The sequence below is a fragment of the Paraburkholderia tropica genome (assembly GCF_014171495.1).
Taxonomy (GTDB): Bacteria; Pseudomonadota; Gammaproteobacteria; order Burkholderiales; family Burkholderiaceae; genus Paraburkholderia; species Paraburkholderia tropica.
The window spans coordinates 850,000-866,834 of sequence record NZ_CP049137.1 but is presented as its reverse complement, the minus strand read 5'-3'; the positions used below and the strand labels follow the sequence as shown (position 1 = coordinate 866,834).

General features: G+C 66.7%; 16 protein-coding genes. 5 read left to right on the top strand and 11 right to left on the bottom strand.

What is annotated here, in order from left to right; all coding sequences use genetic code 11:
- The first annotated feature begins 33 nt into the window (after positions 1–33).
- Positions 34–702 carry a type 1 glutamine amidotransferase domain-containing protein gene (locus G5S35_RS34315; protein ID WP_202035032.1) on the top strand — a complete coding sequence of 223 codons (669 nt, stop codon included), beginning with the start codon at positions 34–36 and terminating at the stop codon, positions 700–702.
- A 63-nt stretch (positions 703–765) separates the two neighbouring features.
- On the opposite strand, the gene G5S35_RS34310 is transcribed toward G5S35_RS34315, so the two are convergent.
- Positions 766–1,593, bottom strand: a complete 828-nt coding sequence (locus G5S35_RS34310) for an SDR family oxidoreductase (RefSeq protein ID WP_183040078.1) — start codon at positions 1,591–1,593, stop codon at positions 766–768.
- A 99-nt stretch (positions 1,594–1,692) separates the two neighbouring features.
- On the opposite strand from G5S35_RS34310, the gene G5S35_RS34305 reads away from it, so the two are divergent.
- Positions 1,693–2,625, top strand: a complete 933-nt coding sequence (locus G5S35_RS34305) for a LysR family transcriptional regulator (protein WP_183040077.1) — start codon at positions 1,693–1,695, stop codon at positions 2,623–2,625.
- A 63-nt stretch (positions 2,626–2,688) separates the two neighbouring features.
- Here G5S35_RS34305 and G5S35_RS34300 read toward each other — a convergent pair whose 3' ends face one another.
- The 3 genes from G5S35_RS34300 to G5S35_RS34290 are packed head-to-tail and all read right to left on the bottom strand — an operon-like array spanning position 2,689 to position 5,604.
- Positions 2,689–3,651 carry a cyclase family protein gene (locus G5S35_RS34300; protein ID WP_176081377.1) on the bottom strand — a complete coding sequence of 321 codons (963 nt, stop codon included), beginning with the start codon at positions 3,649–3,651 and terminating at the stop codon, positions 2,689–2,691.
- Positions 3,652–3,674: 23 nt separating this feature from the next.
- Positions 3,675–4,820: a glycerol dehydrogenase gene (locus G5S35_RS34295; protein ID WP_183040076.1), complete on the bottom strand. Its 1,146-nt coding sequence runs from the start codon at positions 4,818–4,820 to the stop codon at positions 3,675–3,677.
- A gap of 22 nt (positions 4,821–4,842) precedes the next feature.
- Entirely contained in the window at positions 4,843–5,604 is a 762-nt protein-coding gene (locus G5S35_RS34290) for an SDR family oxidoreductase (RefSeq protein WP_065063873.1), read from the bottom strand.
- A gap of 260 nt (positions 5,605–5,864) precedes the next feature.
- Here G5S35_RS34290 and G5S35_RS34285 point away from each other — a divergent pair, with 260 nt between their 5' ends.
- Positions 5,865–6,929, top strand: coding sequence for a LacI family DNA-binding transcriptional regulator (locus G5S35_RS34285; protein WP_183040075.1), 1,065 nt, complete (start codon positions 5,865–5,867; stop codon positions 6,927–6,929).
- Between the two features lie 21 nt (positions 6,930–6,950).
- Here the strand turns inward: G5S35_RS34285 and G5S35_RS34280 are convergent, their stop codons facing one another.
- Positions 6,951–7,493 (bottom strand): 2,4'-dihydroxyacetophenone dioxygenase family protein, encoded by a 543-nt coding sequence (locus G5S35_RS34280; protein WP_183040074.1) that lies wholly within the window; start codon positions 7,491–7,493, stop codon positions 6,951–6,953.
- A gap of 252 nt (positions 7,494–7,745) precedes the next feature.
- Positions 7,746–8,582, bottom strand: a complete 837-nt coding sequence (locus G5S35_RS34275) for an alpha/beta fold hydrolase (protein ID WP_183040073.1) — start codon at positions 8,580–8,582, stop codon at positions 7,746–7,748.
- A 392-nt stretch (positions 8,583–8,974) separates the two neighbouring features.
- On the opposite strand from G5S35_RS34275, the gene G5S35_RS34270 reads away from it, so the two are divergent.
- Together G5S35_RS34270 and G5S35_RS34265 are read left to right on the top strand one after the other, a co-directional pair.
- Complete coding sequence (locus tag G5S35_RS34270; RefSeq protein ID WP_202035031.1) at positions 8,975–10,261, top strand: MFS transporter; 1,287 nt, start codon at positions 8,975–8,977, stop codon at positions 10,259–10,261.
- 244 nt (positions 10,262–10,505) lie between these two features.
- Positions 10,506–11,249 (top strand): SDR family NAD(P)-dependent oxidoreductase, encoded by a 744-nt coding sequence (locus G5S35_RS34265; protein ID WP_183040072.1) that lies wholly within the window; start codon positions 10,506–10,508, stop codon positions 11,247–11,249.
- Positions 11,250–11,272: 23 nt separating this feature from the next.
- Here the strand turns inward: G5S35_RS34265 and G5S35_RS34260 are convergent, their stop codons facing one another.
- From G5S35_RS34260 to G5S35_RS34240, 5 genes are read right to left on the bottom strand one after another with little or no spacing between them, the layout of a single operon-like run.
- Positions 11,273–12,511, bottom strand: coding sequence for an alpha-hydroxy acid oxidase (locus G5S35_RS34260; RefSeq protein WP_183040071.1), 1,239 nt, complete (start codon positions 12,509–12,511; stop codon positions 11,273–11,275).
- Between the two features lie 20 nt (positions 12,512–12,531).
- On the bottom strand, positions 12,532–13,470 hold the full coding sequence (locus G5S35_RS34255; RefSeq protein WP_074983250.1) for an SMP-30/gluconolactonase/LRE family protein: 939 nt from the start codon (positions 13,468–13,470) through the stop codon (positions 12,532–12,534).
- Between the two features lie 24 nt (positions 13,471–13,494).
- The gene (locus G5S35_RS34250) at positions 13,495–15,000 is read right to left on the bottom strand and encodes an MFS transporter (RefSeq protein WP_080180247.1); all 1,506 of its coding nucleotides are present in this window, start codon (positions 14,998–15,000) and stop codon (positions 13,495–13,497) included.
- Between the two features lie 53 nt (positions 15,001–15,053).
- Positions 15,054–15,755: an RraA family protein gene (locus G5S35_RS34245; RefSeq protein WP_074983252.1), complete on the bottom strand. Its 702-nt coding sequence runs from the start codon at positions 15,753–15,755 to the stop codon at positions 15,054–15,056.
- Positions 15,752–16,753: a hydroxyacid dehydrogenase gene (locus tag G5S35_RS34240; RefSeq protein WP_183040070.1), complete on the bottom strand. Its 1,002-nt coding sequence runs from the start codon at positions 16,751–16,753 to the stop codon at positions 15,752–15,754. The genes G5S35_RS34245 and G5S35_RS34240 overlap by 4 nt, the downstream gene beginning before the upstream one ends.
- Positions 16,754–16,835 lie beyond the last annotated feature (82 nt).

Here is a 16,835-nt window from a genome sequence, read left to right as displayed (position 1 = left end):
TTTCCCCACACTCACATTCTTGAGAGCATCGACATGAAACCGGTTCTTATCGTCATGACCAGCCACGGCAGCAAGGGCGAAGGTGGAGATCCCACGGGCTTCTATCTGTCGGAAGTCACGCATCCGCTCGCCGTCCTCGAAGCCGCCGGCATTCCGGTCGAATTCGCCTCGATCCAGGGCGGCGAGCCGCCCGTCGACGGCCTCGATCTCGACGATCCCGTGAACGCGCGCTACTGGAACGACGCCCGTTTTCGCGCCGCGATCGCGCAGTCGAAAGCGCTCGCCGATGTCGACCCGAGCACGCTTTCCGCGATCTTTTTCGCGGGCGGCCACGGCGCGATGTGGGACTTCCCGACCAGCGCGGCCGTCAACGATAAAACGCGCGCCGTGTGGGAAGCGGGCGGCGTGGTGGGCGCGGTCTGCCACGGTCCCGCCGCGATGGTCAACGTGACGCTCAGCGACGGCCGCTACCTCGTCGCGGGCCGCAAGGTCGCCGCGTTCACCGATGCCGAGGAAGAAGCCGTCGGCCTCACGCAGGTCGTGCCGTTCCTGCTTTCCAGCACGCTCGCGCAGCGCGGCGCGCAGATGCAGCCGGGCGCGGAATGGACGCGCACGGTGGCCGTCGACGGCAAGCTCGTGACCGGCCAGAATCCGCAATCGGCGACCGGCGTGGGCGAAGCGATCCGCGATCTGCTCAAGTAAGCGGGCGCATCCACGCGCAAGCGTATCAACGTGAAATGAACGGCGAGCGCCAACGCTCGCCGTTCACGCTTTCTCCATCACCGATAGCGCGATCTCCTTCTGCGCTTCCAGCGCTTCGAGCTGCCGGATCAGCGACGCGCGAATCGATTCGTACGCCGAGCGCCCGAGCGCGAGACGCAAAGGCGGCGACGCGCTGTCGATCGACGCGATCATGGCGTCGACGGTCTTCGCCGCATCGGCGAATTCGAAATAGCCCGCGTCGAGCGCGCGGCGAATCTCGCCCACCGGCGTGGCGTCGTAGACGCGCATCGGCTGCGTGCGATCGAGGCCCGCGCCGAAATTCGTGCGCGTCGCGCCCGGCTCCACGATCACGAAGTCGATACCGAACGGCGCCACTTCCTGCGCGACCGCTTCGACGAAACCCTCGATGCCCCACTTGGTCGCGTGATACGCGCTGAACGCCGGATAGGCGATGCGACCGCCCTCCGACGACACCTGCACGATGCGCCCGCCGCCCTGCTCGCGCAGACGCGGGACGGCCGCGCGAATCAACTGCATCGAGCCGGTCAGATTGGTCGCGATCTGCTGCTCGATGCGTGCGTCGTCGAGTTCCTCCGCCGCGCCGAACAGGCCGTAACCCGCGTTGCTCACCACCACGTCGATGCGCGGCAGCGCCGCGAACGCGTGCGCCACCGCGGTGCGCAGCGTGTCGAGTCGCGTCAGATCGAGTTCGACAACGTGCAGACGCTCACCATATCGCTCGCGCAGATCGTCGAGTGCGCCGGGCTTGCGCAGCGTCGCGACCACGGCGTCGCCGCGCGCCAGCAGACGCTCCGTCATGCCCCGCCCAAGGCCGCTCGACGCGCCGGTAATCAGCCAGTTCTTCGTCATGTTTGCGCTCCGTCGATGAATGTTGGCTTCATGCTAGAGCGGTATGATTCGTCGCAGAAGCCCCGCCAATCGGCATCTCGTGTTGAGGAAAATTCACCAATGCGCAAGTCCACCAGCAAACCGCCTGGCAAGCCGACGCTCGCCGATCTCCAGGCGTTCATGACGGTCGCCGCGCGGCGCAGTTTCGTGCAGGCGGCGGGCGAACTCGGTGTGTCGCGCTCGGCGCTGAGCCACGCGATGCGCGGGCTCGAAAACACGCTGTCCGTGCGATTGCTGCACCGGACCACGCGCAGCGTCTCGCTGACCGAAGCGGGCGAGCGGCTGCTCGGCCGCCTGCGACCCGTGCTCAGCGAACTCGATCACGCGCTCGACGACGTGGCGCGCGACGACGAGGCGCTGCGCGGCTCGCTGCGCATCAACGGCAGCGACGGCGCGATCCGCCATCTGCTGCAAACCGTCGTGCCGCGCTTTCTCGCACAGTATCCGCAGATGGAGCTGGATCTGGTGTCCGAGGGACGTTTCGTCGATATCGTCGCGGAGGGTTTCGATGCGGGCGTGCGGCTCGGCGAGGCCGTGCACAAGGACATGATCGCCGTGCGCATCAGCGACGATCTGCGCTTTCTCGCCGTGGCCTCGCCGCGCTATCTGCGCAAGCATGGGCGTCCGGCGCTGCCCGGCGATTTGCAGGCGCATCGCTGCATCCGCCAGCGGCTGCCGGGCGGGCGGCGTTATCGCTGGGAATTCGCGCGACATGGCGAGGCGGTCGCGATCGATCCGCCCGGCGCGCTCACGCTCGACAGCAACACGCTGATGGTGGAAGCCGCGCTCGACGGGCTCGGCATCGCTTACGTGCCGGAGCCTTACGCGCGCGACGCGCTGGCGCGCAAGCGGCTCGTGGCCGTGCTCGAAGACTGGTGTCCGGCGATACCTGGGTTGTTTCTGTACTTTCCGGGCAACCGGCATATTCCCGCGGGGTTGCGGGCGTTGATCGAGGTGGTGCGGGCGGAGCGGGAAGAAAGCGGCGCACGATGAGCGGCGTCGCGCGGCCCACGCGGGCCGCACGAACACCACGCAACGCAACGCAAGAACGCGCGCCTACTTGATCACGATCGGATTGACCGGCGCGCCCGTGCCGCCCACGACCTTCAGCGGCGCCGCCGTGTACAGGAACGCGTACTGGCCGTCCTGCGCGCAATCGTCGGCGAGCGCGTCGAGTTGCGCGATCTCGGTCAGCGCGATGCCCAGATTGCGCATCAGCGCGTTGTGCAGCGGCAGATCGACGCCCGAGACCGGATCGGTCGTCACTTCGTTCGCGATCGTGTCGGTCACGAGGTTCGGAATCTCCATGTCCTGAAACCACTGCACGAGTTCCGGGCTATAAGTCAAGCCCGGCTCCTTGAAATTCGCGTAGAACTCCGCGCGGTCGCGCTTGTAGAACGAGCCGATCCAGCCGGTGCGGATCACGAGAATATCGCGCTTCTCGATCGTCACGCCCTGCGCTTGCGCCGCGTCGAGCAGATCGCGATGCGTGAAAGTCTCACCCGGATCGAGCACGTCCTTGCCGCGATGGCGCGCGATGTCGATCAGCACGCCGCGCCCCACCACCCCGCGCTCGCCAATCGGGCAGACGCTGGCTTTGGCGAGGCCGCCGATCGTCGTATCCGCGTCGTAGCCGTTCCAGATCTGATCGTCGTACCAGACGTGCCCGAGCGCGTCGTACTGCGTGGAGCCTTGCAGATACATGAACATCACGTCGTCGGCGTATTGATACGAGCCCGGGAAAACCGGCCCCTTGCCGCAGTTGTAGTGGCCGCGATCCATCACGCTCATCCGCTTCGCGCCCTGGCGGCCCGGCCAGACCGGATCGCCGTCCGGGTCGCCCATGCGCACCTGCAGCGTGAAGGTCTTGCCCTGACGCACCGTGGCGATGCCCTTCAGGATCTGCTCGGCGGTCAGGTAGTTCAGCGAGCCGACCTCGTCCTCGGGACCCCATTTGCCCCAGTTTTTCGGCGAATTCGCGAGCAGTTCGCTCACATGCGGTACGTTTCTGGCTTCCATCGATGTCTCCTTCCGTGTGAGTGTCATACGAGGCCGGGCGCGTCGACCGGCGCAATCGTGGTGGCGGCGCGTCGCCGCAGCGCCGCTTCGCCTCGCCGGTCCGCGTCGTGCAGCGCGCGCGCAAGGCGCCCGGCCGTCAGCGGCGGCGTCATGTGGCGGCTGTACGCGGCGGCCAGCGTGGCGTCGACAATCGTGTCCCGCTCGGCCTGCGTGAGCGCATCGCGCTGGCCCAGCTCGCGCAGCGTCACGGGCAGCGCCACCGCCACAAGCAATTCGATCAATGCTTCGATATCCTGATCGTTTTGTCCTTCGGCTTCCATCTGCACGAGCGTGCCGAACGCGACCAGCTCGCCATGCAGCATCGACGAAATCGACGGGATCGCCGTGAGCCCGCGAATCAGCGCATGGGCGAGCGACAAGCCGCCGCTTTCGAATCCGACGCCGCTCAGCAGCACGGTCGCTTCGACGACGCGTTCGACCGTCGCGTCGAGCCGTCCCGCGGCGACGGCCGCGCAGGCCGCACGGCCATCGCTCATCAGCACGTCGTACACCATGTTCGTAAGGCGCAGCGCGGTATCGAGCGGCGGCGTGCCGAACGAGTTATGGCCGCCCGACGCACAGCATTGCGCCGCCTCGAACCGCTTGCTGATCGCGTCGCCGATGCCCGCCGCGAAAAAACGCACGGGCGCGCGCACGATCACGTCGGTATCGACCAGCACGAGCACGGGATTGCGGCTCAGATAGTCCACGCCGACCACGCGATGATCGTCGTCGTAGAGCACGATCAGGCGGCTCGTCGGGGCATCGTTCGAGGCGATCGTCGGGCAGACGGCAACCTGCGCGTCGAGCGCCATCGCCACGCCTTTCGCGCAGTCGATCGCTTTGCCGCCGCCCAGCCCGACGACGACGTCCGGCACGAACGCACGCACGCGGTTCGCGAGATCCGCAATCGCGCCTTTCGTGCATTCGCCCGGAAACATCGCGCGATGCGCGTCGAGTCCGGCGCGACGCAGCGAGGCGTCGACGCGCGGCCACAGCGACTCGCCGACGGCCGCATCACACAGCACCACGGCGCGCGCGAAGCCGGCGCGCGCAAGCTGCTCGCCGAGCGCATCGAGCGCGCCCGGGCCCTGGGTGTACTGGCCGGGGAAACCGACGGTTCTCAACATGGTGCGCTCCCAGGACAGGCCATCAGGTCATCAACCAGCCGCCCGCGACGTCGATCACCTGGCCGGTGACGAAGCTCGCGTCCGCCGAGGTCAGAAACGCGCTCACCGACGCCACCTCGTCGGGCGTGCCGAGGCGGCGCAACGGCGTCGCCTCGACCACCGCCGCATTCGCGTCGCCGGACACCGTGCGCAGCAGCGGCGTGTCGATGCGCCCCGGTGCGAGCGCGTTCACGGTGATGCCGTGCGGCCCGAGCTCGCCCGCAAGATGACGCGTCAAGGCGATCAGCGCGCCCTTGGTGGCGCTGTAATGCGCGCCGACGATATCGAGGTACGCCCGGCCCGCCACCGACGACATGGTCACGATGCGTCCAAATCCGCGCGCGACCATCGCGGGCGACGCGACGCGGCTGAAATGAAATGCGCTGTTCAGGTTCACGTCGACGACGCGCGCCCATTCCGTTTCGCTCATTTCGTAGATGCGTCTGGGCGCGCCGTTGTGCTTCGGCGAAATGCCGGCGTTGAGCACCAGCGTGTCGACGTCGCCGAGTTCGGCGGACACTTCGGCCAGTGCGCGCGCGCAGTCGTCGTAGCGGCCGACGTCGGCGGCGGCGAAATGCACGCGGCCGCCGGCACGCGTCCATCCGGCGGCCCGGTCGCGGCCCGCCGCCGCGTCGAGATCGACGATCCCGACGCGCGCGCCTTCCGCCAGATAGCGCTCGACGATCGCCGAACCGATGCCGCCCAGCGCGCCCGTGACCAGCACCACGCGATCCTGATGTCTCATGCGTCTCCTCCATTCGTCCGGCCGCGCCGGCTTCGCGGCCCACGCGGCATGTGTTCCATGTCGAATATGAATCGCTTCATTTTTTGTTCGTATGAATTGAATCGCCTCGTTTCTCCTGCGCGATTATTCGCACATTGCTCGATCAATCCATATTTGAAGCGCTTCAATTATTGAGTCCGGTTTGAGGTTTGTCAACACGAACGTTTACCCGTAAGGCACAATAGTGAACGACTGTTTCCTTGCTGGCGCCGCCGAACTCCATGACGAAATCCGATCCGCCCCGCCCGACCCTCGAAGACGTCGCGAAACTTGCCGGCGTGTCGCTGGGAAGTGCGTCGCGTGCGCTCTCCGTCCCCGACCAGGTCAAGCCCAAGACGCTCGCCCTGGTGAAGCGCGCGGTCGAGCAGCTCGGCTATGTGAGCAACGGCGCGGCGCGCGCGCTCGCGTCGCGCAAGACGCACACGATCGGCGCGATCTATCCCACGATGTACAACCCGGCGTTCGTCGACTCGCTGCAAACGCTTCAGCAAACGCTCTGGGGCCTCAATTACCAGGTCGTGCTCGCGATCCACGAATACAAGCCGGAGCGCGAATACGACGTGGTGCGCGCGGTGGTCGAACGCGGCGTCGACGGCGTCGTGCTGGTCGGCACCTCGCATGAAGACCGCGTGTTCGACCTCATGCGCCAGCGCCGCATCCCGCTCGTGCTGACCTGGCAGATCGGCGAATCGCGTTACGGCGAGTGCATCGGTTTCGACAACCGGCAAGCCACTTACGACATGACGCGCGAAGTGCTCGCGCGCGGCCACGAGCGCATCGCCGTGGTGTGCGGCACGCGCGCGAACAATCCGCGCGCGGTGCAACGCGTGGCCGGAACGGCCGACGCCATGCGCGAGGCGGGCTTCGAACTCACGGAAGACTGCGTGATCGAGGAACCGTTCTCGCTCGAAGGCGGCCGCGACGCGGTGCGCCGCCTCGCCGCCATGGCGCAGCGGCCCACGGCGCTCATCTGCCATGCCGACCTGCAAGCCATCGGCGCGATGTACGAATGCGGCGTGCTCGGCCTGCGTGTGCCGGAAGATCTCTCGATCACCGGCATGGACGACATCGAACTCGCCGCGCTCATGAATCCGCCGCTCACCACCATCCGCGTGCCCACCAAGGAAATCGGCGTACTCGCGGCGCGCCGTATCGTCGGCATGGCCGAGCAGCGCAAATTCGACGATCCGGCTACCGTTGCCTGCGAAATCGTGCTGCGCGAAAGCCTCGGGAAGGCACCGGCGCGTCCGGCGCCGTCACGCAAGCGCGCGGCGCGAAAGGCCTGAACCCGCGCCGAGGCCGGCCGATCAGCGGATGAACTGCTTCACATAGTCGGCGCCGAGGCCCGACGCTTCGTAGTGGCGCGTCGCGGCCTCGATCTTCGTGAACACATCCTCGTAACCCACGGCCACGCCCTGCGGGTCCACGTAGGTGTAGCCGCCCGTCACGTGGAACCACGTGATCATCTCGTCGACACCTTCCGGCACGTACAGCGTGTGCGTCTCGCCGGCCGGCTCGTGCGCGTACGAACCCTGCTCCGCGATCCAGTCGTGTTCGAGGTAGTACCAGCGCCCCTTCAGCACGATCGCGTGAACCGGGCCGGTATGCCGGTGCCGCGACAACACCCCCGATTGCCGCACGCGCAGCAGATTCACGTAATAGCCCTGGCTCGCGCTGAACAGCAGCGGCTTGAACGAGACCGTCGCCGTGGTGGGCACCCACAGCGCGTCGTCCTTCAACCACTGATCGAGCACGCCAAGGTGCACGAGGTCCGGCGACATGAACGGAACCTGCGGCAGCGCATACGGAATGGCCTGCTCGTCGGGCCGGCGTTCGAGTAGTGACGACATAAAGACTCCAGAATTAACGGGTAAATCGCAAGAGAGTGAATATGAAGCGCTTCATATTTAACCTAACCCAATCCGCATGATGCGAAAAGAACTCGATGAAGTTTATTTGAAGCGCTTCATATTTGCAACGAAAAATCGGCGGCGTGATGACGGCCTGAATCGGCTGCCGCCTCGCCGTCGGCCGTGCGGCCCGCGCACGAGCATCGCGAGCGCGCTGCGAACGACGGCGCTGCACCGCGCCGACCCGCGCCTTCAGACGCGCGGCGTCGTGAAGAAGTCGACGATCGCGGGCAGCACCACGTCCGGCGCTTCGAGCGTCGGGCTGTGGCCGATCTTCGCGAGACGCATCAGGCGCGAATTCGGCAACTCGCGCTTCATCTCGTCCGACCAGGCGGGCGGACGCGGCATGTCTTCTTCGCCATTGATGATCAGCACCGGAATGCGGATCGACGCCAGCAGCGGCACCGAAGTCTCGCGATGCATGACGCCCTTCATCGCCGGGCGCAACGTCTTCGGCAGCGCGGCAATGCGTTCGCGCCAGAAGCCCACGAGCGCCTGCTTGTCGGGATTCGCGCGCGTGGTCTTGCCGAACATCACGACCATCGTCAGTTCGAGCACATCGCCGGTGAATCCGCGCTCGCCCGCGTCGACCACCCACTGTGCGAATTGCGCACCCTGCCCCGGCGGCTCGCCGCACGCGGACGAACCCGCGACGATCAGCGAACGAAACAGCGCCTGGTCGCGCGCGATGAGGCGGAATGCGACGTCGCCGCCCATCGACTGCGCCATGACGTTGATGTCGCGCAGCGCCATCCGGTCGATCAGCGCGGCGATATCGTCCGCGCACTCGTCCATCGTGATGATGTCGACATCGTGATACCGGCTCTTGCCCTGCCCGCGAAAATCCGGTCGAACCACACGGAATTTGCCCGCCGCCGCTTCGACCAGACCGTCGAACATCGAGTTGTCGAGAAAGCACGAATGCAGACAGAGAATCACCGGCAAATCCTGCTCGCCCGTGTCTTCCACCCAAAGCTCCGTGCCGTTGACCGCATACGCGCGGCCTTGCGTCGTCTCTGCTTGCGCCATGTGACGCTCCTCCAGGGAATAAGTTGCCGGGGTCGGCATCCGTCTTGCCGCCCGATCGGTTATGAAACGCTATAAATTCGTCTGACGCTGCGCCGCGTGGGCGACCCCGATTCGTCATCACGGCTACTCATCGGATAAATTTGAAGCGCTTTCAGAATTGCGCATCCGGTTCGAGATGTCAAGAAATACCCATCAATTACGCGCCATTTCCAACGCACAGGGAAAACCCTCTATACCAATTGCATTTTTCCAGGATCACAATTGAAGCGCTTCATATCGACGCATAACCGAGCCCATCCGCCGCGTTAGCCGCCGCCAAATTTGAAGCGCTTCATAACATTCAAACAACACGCGAATTCACGATTCGTCAGAGATCATTCAGGAGGTTGGGTATGGAAACGGCAGATAAGGGGCTGGCGCCGGCGCGCGTCGCCTCACCCGCAAAACGGCGCGCGGTCGCGCCGCAATCATGGATGGCCTTGCTGCTGCTATGGCTGGTCTACGCGATGGATGCGAATTCGCGCAGCATGCTGTTCGCGGTGCTGCCGTCGATCACCAAGGAATTCGGCACGAGCGCGCAGACCATCGGTCTCTACGCGACGATCATCACCATGTCGACGGCGCTGATCGCCATCCCGACGATGATATGGGCCGACAAAGGCGGCCACGGCTGGCGACGCAAGTACCGGCATCTGCCGATCGTCATCGGCTATACGTTGTTCACCTGCCTCTCCGGCGTGACCGTCCTGACCGCCTCGATCGGCGTGCTCATCGCGATGCAGGTGCTCTCGCATGCATTTGGCGGCGCGGGTGAATCGATCGAAGTCACGTCGCTCGCCGAATGGTGGTCGAAGGAACGCCGCGGCCTCGCACTCGGCATTCACCACACCGGCTTTCCGTGGGGCTCGCTGCTCGGCGGTTTCGCCATCAGCGGACTGCTCAGCGTGTATGGTCCGCAGAACTGGCGTCTCGCGTTCCTGCTGTTTCCGATTCCGATGATCGTCGTGTTCGCGTGGTACTGGATCTATTGCAACGCGAAGCGCTACGACCAGTTCCACGCGCACGTCCAGAGCATCGGCGAAACGCCGCCGCTGTCGCCCGATCTCGAACACGGCGCGGGCGCGCCTCCCGGTTCGTTCGGCGTCGCGATGCGCAATCCGAACATCTCGGTGATCGGTCTGATCTCGCTGCTCGCGATCGTCGGTTACTTCGGGATCAGCTTCTGGCTGCCGCAATATCTCGCGTTCGTCGCACACTACAACTTCGCGGAAGCGGCCGCGTATAGCGTGCTGTTCACGATCACGGGCGGCATCGGCCAGATCGTCTGGGGATGGATTTCGGACCGGCTCGGCCGCAAGCTGTGCCTCATGATCCTGTTTGTCTGGCTGACGGTCGGCATGCTGCTGTTCAAGTATTCGTCGGTGAGTCTCGGCACGCTCGTCGCGATTCAGCTATTCGCGGGCTTCGCGCTGAATGCGCCTTATACGCTCGTATACGCGATTGCATTCGATTCGACCAAACCGGGCACGACCGGCATCGCAGGGTCGATCATCAACGTGGGCATCTATCTCGGCGGCTTCGGTCCGTTCGTGATCGGCGCGCTCATCAACGCGGGGGCGGTCTCGGCAACGCGAGCGGCTATAACACGGCGCTGTATTTCATCGCCGGACTCATGGTGATCGCGCTCTTCCTGACCGCGCTGTTCACGCGCGAGACGACCGGATGGTTCGCGGCGTACGATCGCGCACTCGTGTCGCGCAAGGTGTGCAATCTGCAATAAGACTGGAAGCCGTCTGAAAGCGGGCGAGCGGCGGCTCGCCCGTGCGCATTCGAGTGTGCGTGTGCATCGCGTGACACCACCCGCCGAATCACCGACAATCGTCCGCTGATACGAATCGACCGGCCTTGTCCAGAGCATTCCCGATGAAAACCCCGCAACCCGTCGCCCTCGTCACGGGCTCGACCTCCGGCATCGGCGCGGCCATTGCGCGCCGCCTTCACGCCGACGGTTATTCAGTCATCCTGCATTCCCGCAGCTCGGCGGAAACGGGCGAGGCGATGGCCCGCGAACTCGGCAACGCGGCCTACGTGCAAGCCGATCTCGCCAACGACGCCGATCGAACCTGCCTCATCCGCGAAGCCGCTGCGGTTTGGGGCCGCCTCGACGTGCTGGTCAACAACGCGGGCATCAGCCGCGTGATCCCGCACGACGATCTCGCCGCGGCCACGCCGGAGGTCTGGCAGGAATTGAACGAGGTGAACGTGGTCGCGCCGTTCCGGCTCGTCACCGAAGCGCTGCCGATGCTGCGCGAAGCCGCCGCGCGCGGCAAGGCCGGTTGCGTCGTCAACGTGAGTTCGCATGCGGGCGTGCGCCCCAAGGGCGCGTCGATTCCCTATGCCGCGAGCAAGGCGTCGCTGAACCACGTCACGCGTCTGCTCGCGCTCACGCTCGCGCCGGATGTGCGTGTGAACGCCGTCGCGCCCGGTCTCGTCGATACCCCGCTCACCGCGCAGTGGACGCAGGCGCAAGCACTCTGGCGAGAACGCTCGCCGATGCGCCGCGCCGCCAGCCCCGAGGACATCGCGCAGGCGGTGTCGCTGCTCGTCGCCTCGGATTATTTGACGGGCGAGATTCTGCTCTCGGACGGCGGCCTGAACCTCACCTGAGCGCCGCGCGCGTCAGCAACGCCTCACTCGCCGCGCCGCCGCAAGCGGCTCGCATCGACTTCGTCGGCACGCGTCACGCCGAGCAGCGCCATATTGCGGCGCATTTCCGCCGCGACGATCGCGAACGCGTGCAGCAGCCCCGCCTGCCCCGCCACCGCGCCGGCGTAATTGAACGGACGGCCGATCAACACGGCACGTGCGCCGAGTGCCAGCGCCATCAGCACGTCGCCGCCGCGTCGGAAGCCGCTATCGATCATCACCGGACAATCCGCGTCGACGGCCGCCACCACGCGCGGCAACGCGCGCAGCGGCGCGATCGAACCGTCGAGTTGACGTCCGCCGTGATTCGACACGATCAGCCCGTCCACGCCGAGTTCGCGGGCGCGGCGCGCGTCGTCCGGATCGAGAATGCCCTTGAGCACCAGCGTGCCGCGCCAGCGCTGCCGGATCATCCGCAAATGCTCCCAGCTCAGATGGTCGCGCGCGCCGAAGTCGCGCAGCACGTTCGACGAGAGAATCGGCGCGCCGCGCGTGGTGCGCGAGTTCTCGAAGTGCGGCATGCCGTGACGCCAGAGCGTGCGCAGCGCGGTGCCGAACAGCCAGCGCGGATGCGTCAGCCCATCCCACGCGAGACGCGGGCCGGGACGCAGCGGCGTCGAGAATCCCGCGCGCAGATTGTTCTCGCGATTGCCCGACACGGGCACGTCGGCGGTCAGCACCAGCGTGCGAAAGCCCGCTTGCGCGACGCGGTCCACGAGCGCCGCGATCGTCTTCGGCTCGCCCGGCACGTACATCTGGAACCACGCCTGCGGATTCGCCTGCGCGATCTCCTCCATGCGGATCAGCGACGACCCGCTCATGATCATCGGCAGGTTCGCGAGCGCGCTCGCCTGCGCCTGGATCAGATCGCCGCGATACGCCGAGAGCGCGCTGATCCCCATCGGCGCGATGCCGAACGGCGCGGCATAGCTGTGGCCGAACAGCGTCGTGTCGAGCGTGCGCTGCGAGGTGTCGACAAGCACGCGCGGCACCCAGTCGTACGCCTCGAACGCGGCGCGGTTCTCGCGCAGCGAGCGGTCGGTTTCGCAGCCGCCGCTCACGTAGGCGAAGATCGGGCGCGGCAGATGGCGACGCGCCGCGACCTCGAAGTCGGCGAGCGAGAGCACGCGCGCGAGACGGCGCGGAATCGGCGACGACGTGCCCGTGCGCGGTGCGGAATGGTTGGCGAGCGGATAGTCGCTCAGGCTGAAGGCGGCGGTCATGGCGCGCTCCTCGCTGCGGATCAGGCCACGCGCGGCAAGGCGATGCCGGGCGCGATCGCGTCGGCGACCAGCACATTGCCGCTCTTCGATTCGGTGATGAAGATCTGCCTGCGTTCGTGGCCGCCGAAGGCGAGATTGGTCACCGTCTCGCCCGCGCACGATTTCACGCGCGCGATGCACGCGCCGTTCGGCGCGAACACGAACACATGGCCGAGCGACGCGTGCGCGACGTAGAGGTTGCCCGCTTCGTCCATCGCCAGACCGTCGGGGCCGCTCGTGCCGAACAGCGAGCAGAAGCGCCCGACTTTCGCGGTGCCGCCATTGTCGAGCAGCGGCACGCGCCAGACGGCGTTGTCGCGCGTCATCGCCACGTACAGCACGCGGCCCGACGGATCGAGCACGAGTCCGTTCGGGCTCACGCCGTTCGAGAGCAGGCAGTCGAGGCGGCCGTCGGCGCGCAGACGGTAGACGCGGCCCGTGGGATCCTGGAGCCCCGTCTGTCCCTGATCGGTGAAATAGATGTCGCCGTTCGCGGCGATCGCGAGGTCGTTGCAGCCTTTGAACGACTCGCCGTTACGCGAGGTCAGCAGCGGCTCGACGCGTCCGCTTTGCGGATCGAGCTGCATGACGCCGTTGCGGTAATCGGCGATCAGAATGCGGCCGTCCGGATGGAACTTGAGGCCGTTCGGCTCGCCTTCGTATTGCGCGACGAGCGTCCAGTCGCGTTCACCGCCGCCCTCGCCACCTTCAATGCGAAAGATGCGGCCGAACGGAATATCGACGACATAAAGCCGCCCTTGCGCGTCGAACGCCGGACCTTCGAGGAAGCTGTCGACGCTCTGCCCCGCCTTGTTGGCGTTGGCCCAGGCCGAGCTTACGCCGGTCTGGCGAAAGCGCGCCGGCATCGTGGAAAACACGCGCGTCGGCACGACGCGCGGCGGTTCATCGAGATAGAACATGCGGTGCCCTCAGGCAAGGCGAGATTAACCAGAGATCTGTTCGAGGCTCAGGCCGCGCGAGCGCGGGCCGAACAGGCCGATCGTGAGCATCACCACGAACATCGATCCGGCGATCAGCGCGAACACGCCGGGCACGCCCAGGTGACGCAGGAAGAAGCCGATCAGGAAGCCCGAGAGCATCGCGCTGATGCGGCTCGCCGAATAGACGAGGCCGATGGCGCGCGCCCGCATGCGCGTCGGGAACAGCTCGGCCTGGTAGGTGCGGTACGAGAACGTCATGCAGTTGCCCGCCAGCGTCATCAGCAGGCCCATCGCGACGAGCAGCATCGGCTCGCGCTGCTGCGCGAAGACGATGCCGAGCACGGCCATCGCGGCCGACGCGCCCACGATCAGCCATTTGCGTTCGACGCGGTCGGCGATCAGCATCGACAGCAGCGGCCCGAGCGGACTCGCGATGGCGATCAGAAACGAATACCAGAGGCTGTGCGTGAGCGTCACGCCTTTTTCGGCGAGCAGCGTCGGCACCCAGCTCGCGAAACCGTAATAGCCGATCGACTGGAAGAAGTTGAACACCAGCAGCATGATCGTGCGGCGACGATAGCGCGCGTTCCACGGGCTGTCGTTCTCCGCCGATACGGTTGCGTGCGCAACGTTCTGGACAGGCTCGACGCGGGCCACCGGCAGCGGCTTGCCCGTCGCGCGCTCGATGCGCTTTTCCAGCCGCGCGACGATCGCTTCGGCCTCGGCCACGCGGCCGTGCTGGATCAGCCAGCGCGGGCTTTCCGGCAGACCCAGGCGAATCAGCCAGACGAACACCGCGCCCGAGCAGCCGATCCACACGACCCAGCGCCAGCCGTCCTGACCGAACGGCGCGATCGGCACGAGTTGCCACGACAGAAACGCGATGGTGGGAATCGACGTGTACTGGATCGCCTGCACGAAGGCGAAAGCGCGGCCGCGCAGACGCGCGGGCACGAACTCGGAGACGTAGGCGTCGATGGTCACGAGTTCCGCGCCCACGCCGATGCCCGCGATCACGCGCCAGAACACGATCCAGCCGGGCGCGTCCTGCAGCGACATCATCACGGCGGCGAACGTGTAGCAGAGCAGCGCGCCGACGAACACGCGGCGGCGGCCGAGCCGGTCCGCGATAAAGGCCACGCCGATCGTGCCGATAAAGAGCCCGAGAAACAGCGCGGCGACGAACGCGCCGAGACCGCCGAGATCGAACAGCGAGGCCGTCGTCTTCGTGAAGATGCCGGCCTTGACGAGTCCCGGGCCGATATAGGCCGTGAGGAACATGTCGTAGATCTCGAACCAGCCGCCAAGCGCGAGCGCGCCGATCAGAAGCCACACGGGCGCGCTGGGCGGCAGCCGGTCGAGACGCGCCGAGATCTGGCGCGCGTGGGCCTCGGGCGCGGCATACGCGCGAGGGACTTCGTGCGCGCCCTCCGAGGCACGCGGCACATCGGCCGCCGTGCGCGCGTCATGAACGTCACGCGCGCCGGCGACGGGGGTGCTCGATTGCATGGCCTTGTCTCCTGTCTTGTTTTTTGGTGTCGCTGCGTTCGACCGATCGTCGTTTAAACCGGACAGCCCTTCTTGCGCAGCAGCGCGTTGAAGCGTTCCGGGTCCGCGCTGCCCGCCGCGTTGGTCGCGCGGATCGTGTCTTCCTTGTCCGCGTGGGCGCGCACCAGCGGCAGCAGCGCGTCGAGCCGGTCGACCGGCACGGCGATCACGCCGTCCGCGTCGCCGAGAATCAGGTCGCCGGGATTCACGACCATGCCCGCGCACGCGATCGGCACGTTCACCTCGCCCGGGCCTTCCTTGCTCGGGCCACGGAACGTGTGGCCGCGCGCGTAGACCGGCATGCCGCCTTCGGCCCATTCGGCGAGATCGCGGATCGCGCCGTCGATCACGAAGCCGCCGATCTTCTTCGTGAGCGCCGAGGTGCGCATCAGTCCGCCGATCAGCGCCTGGGTCAGATCGCCGCCGCCATCGACGACGATCACGTCGCCCGGCTGCGCCAGCTCGATCGCCTTGTGGATCATCATGTTGTCGCCGGGACGCACGCGCACCGTGATGGCCGGGCCGCACATCGTCAGCGTGACCGAATGGTGATAGGCGCTCAGGCCGTAAGCGCCCGTGCTGCGGCCCATGCAGTCGCCCGCGTGCGCGACCGGCACGCTGCGGAACGCTTCGATCTGCGCGGCGCTGGGCAGCGAAGTGCGCTGGCCGACGAAGAAACCTGCGGGCCAGCCGGCCCGGTCCTGAAGGGAGTTCATGCGATGACCTTGAGATCTGAGTGAGGATTCTGAAGCACGGCGCCGTTCACGCAGGCGGCGGCATCGACCGCCTCGCCGCGCAGAAAACGCAGGCAGGTTTCGGCGGCGGACACGGCCACGGCGTCGAGCGCGTCGGGCGTCGAGCCGCCCACGTGCGGCGTGAGCACGACGTTGGGCAGCGCGGCGAGCGGATCGTCGGCGGGCAGCGGTTCGTGGCGGAAGGTGTCGAGGCCCGCCGCCGCCAGCTTGCCGCTGCGCAGCGCGGCCACGAGCGCCGCTTCGTCGATCAGTTCGCCGCGCGCCGTGTTGACGACGATCGCGCCATCGGGCAGACGCGCGATCGCCGCGGCGTCGAGCAGATTGCGCGTGTGCGCGTTGACGGGGCAATGCAGGCTCAGCACGTCGGCCTGCGCGAGCAGCGCGTCGAGCGACGTTTCGAGCGTGACGAACGGCTGCGCGTCGGCCTGCTTCGCGACCGGATCGAAGGCGCGCACGTGCAGGCCGAGCGCATGCGCGATCGCCGCGACGCGCTTGCCGATCTGCCCGTAACCGACGAGACCGAGCGTGCGGCCATGCAGTTGACGGCCGTCGCCCGTGCGGGTCCAGCGGCCCGCGCGCAGTTCGCTGTCGAAGAAGTTGAGCTTGCGCGCCGCGGCCAGCATCAGGCCGATCGCGAGTTCCGCGACCGAATGCGTGTTCGTGCCGGGCGTCGTGAAAACGGGAATGCCGCGCTGCGTGGCGGCGTCGACGTCGATATTGGTCACGCCCACGCCGTGCTTGCAGATCACGCGCAGCGTCGGGCAGGCGGCGATGGCCGCGCCGCTCAGCTCGACCGTGCGCGAGATGACCGCGTCGATGGGTTGCGTGGCGAGAATGCGCGCGACCTGCGCGGCGTCCTGGGCGTCGTCGATATAGACGGTCTCGCACTGGGCGGCGGCCAGCACGCGCTGCCCCGCGGGCGCCAGACGCGGCGCGGTGACGAGAATGCGATACGACATCGGGTGTCTCCTTGATGATCTCGAAGGCGGGCGCCTGGTCGGTGGCCGCCTGCTTCCTGTCGTCATTGTTGACACCTCGACT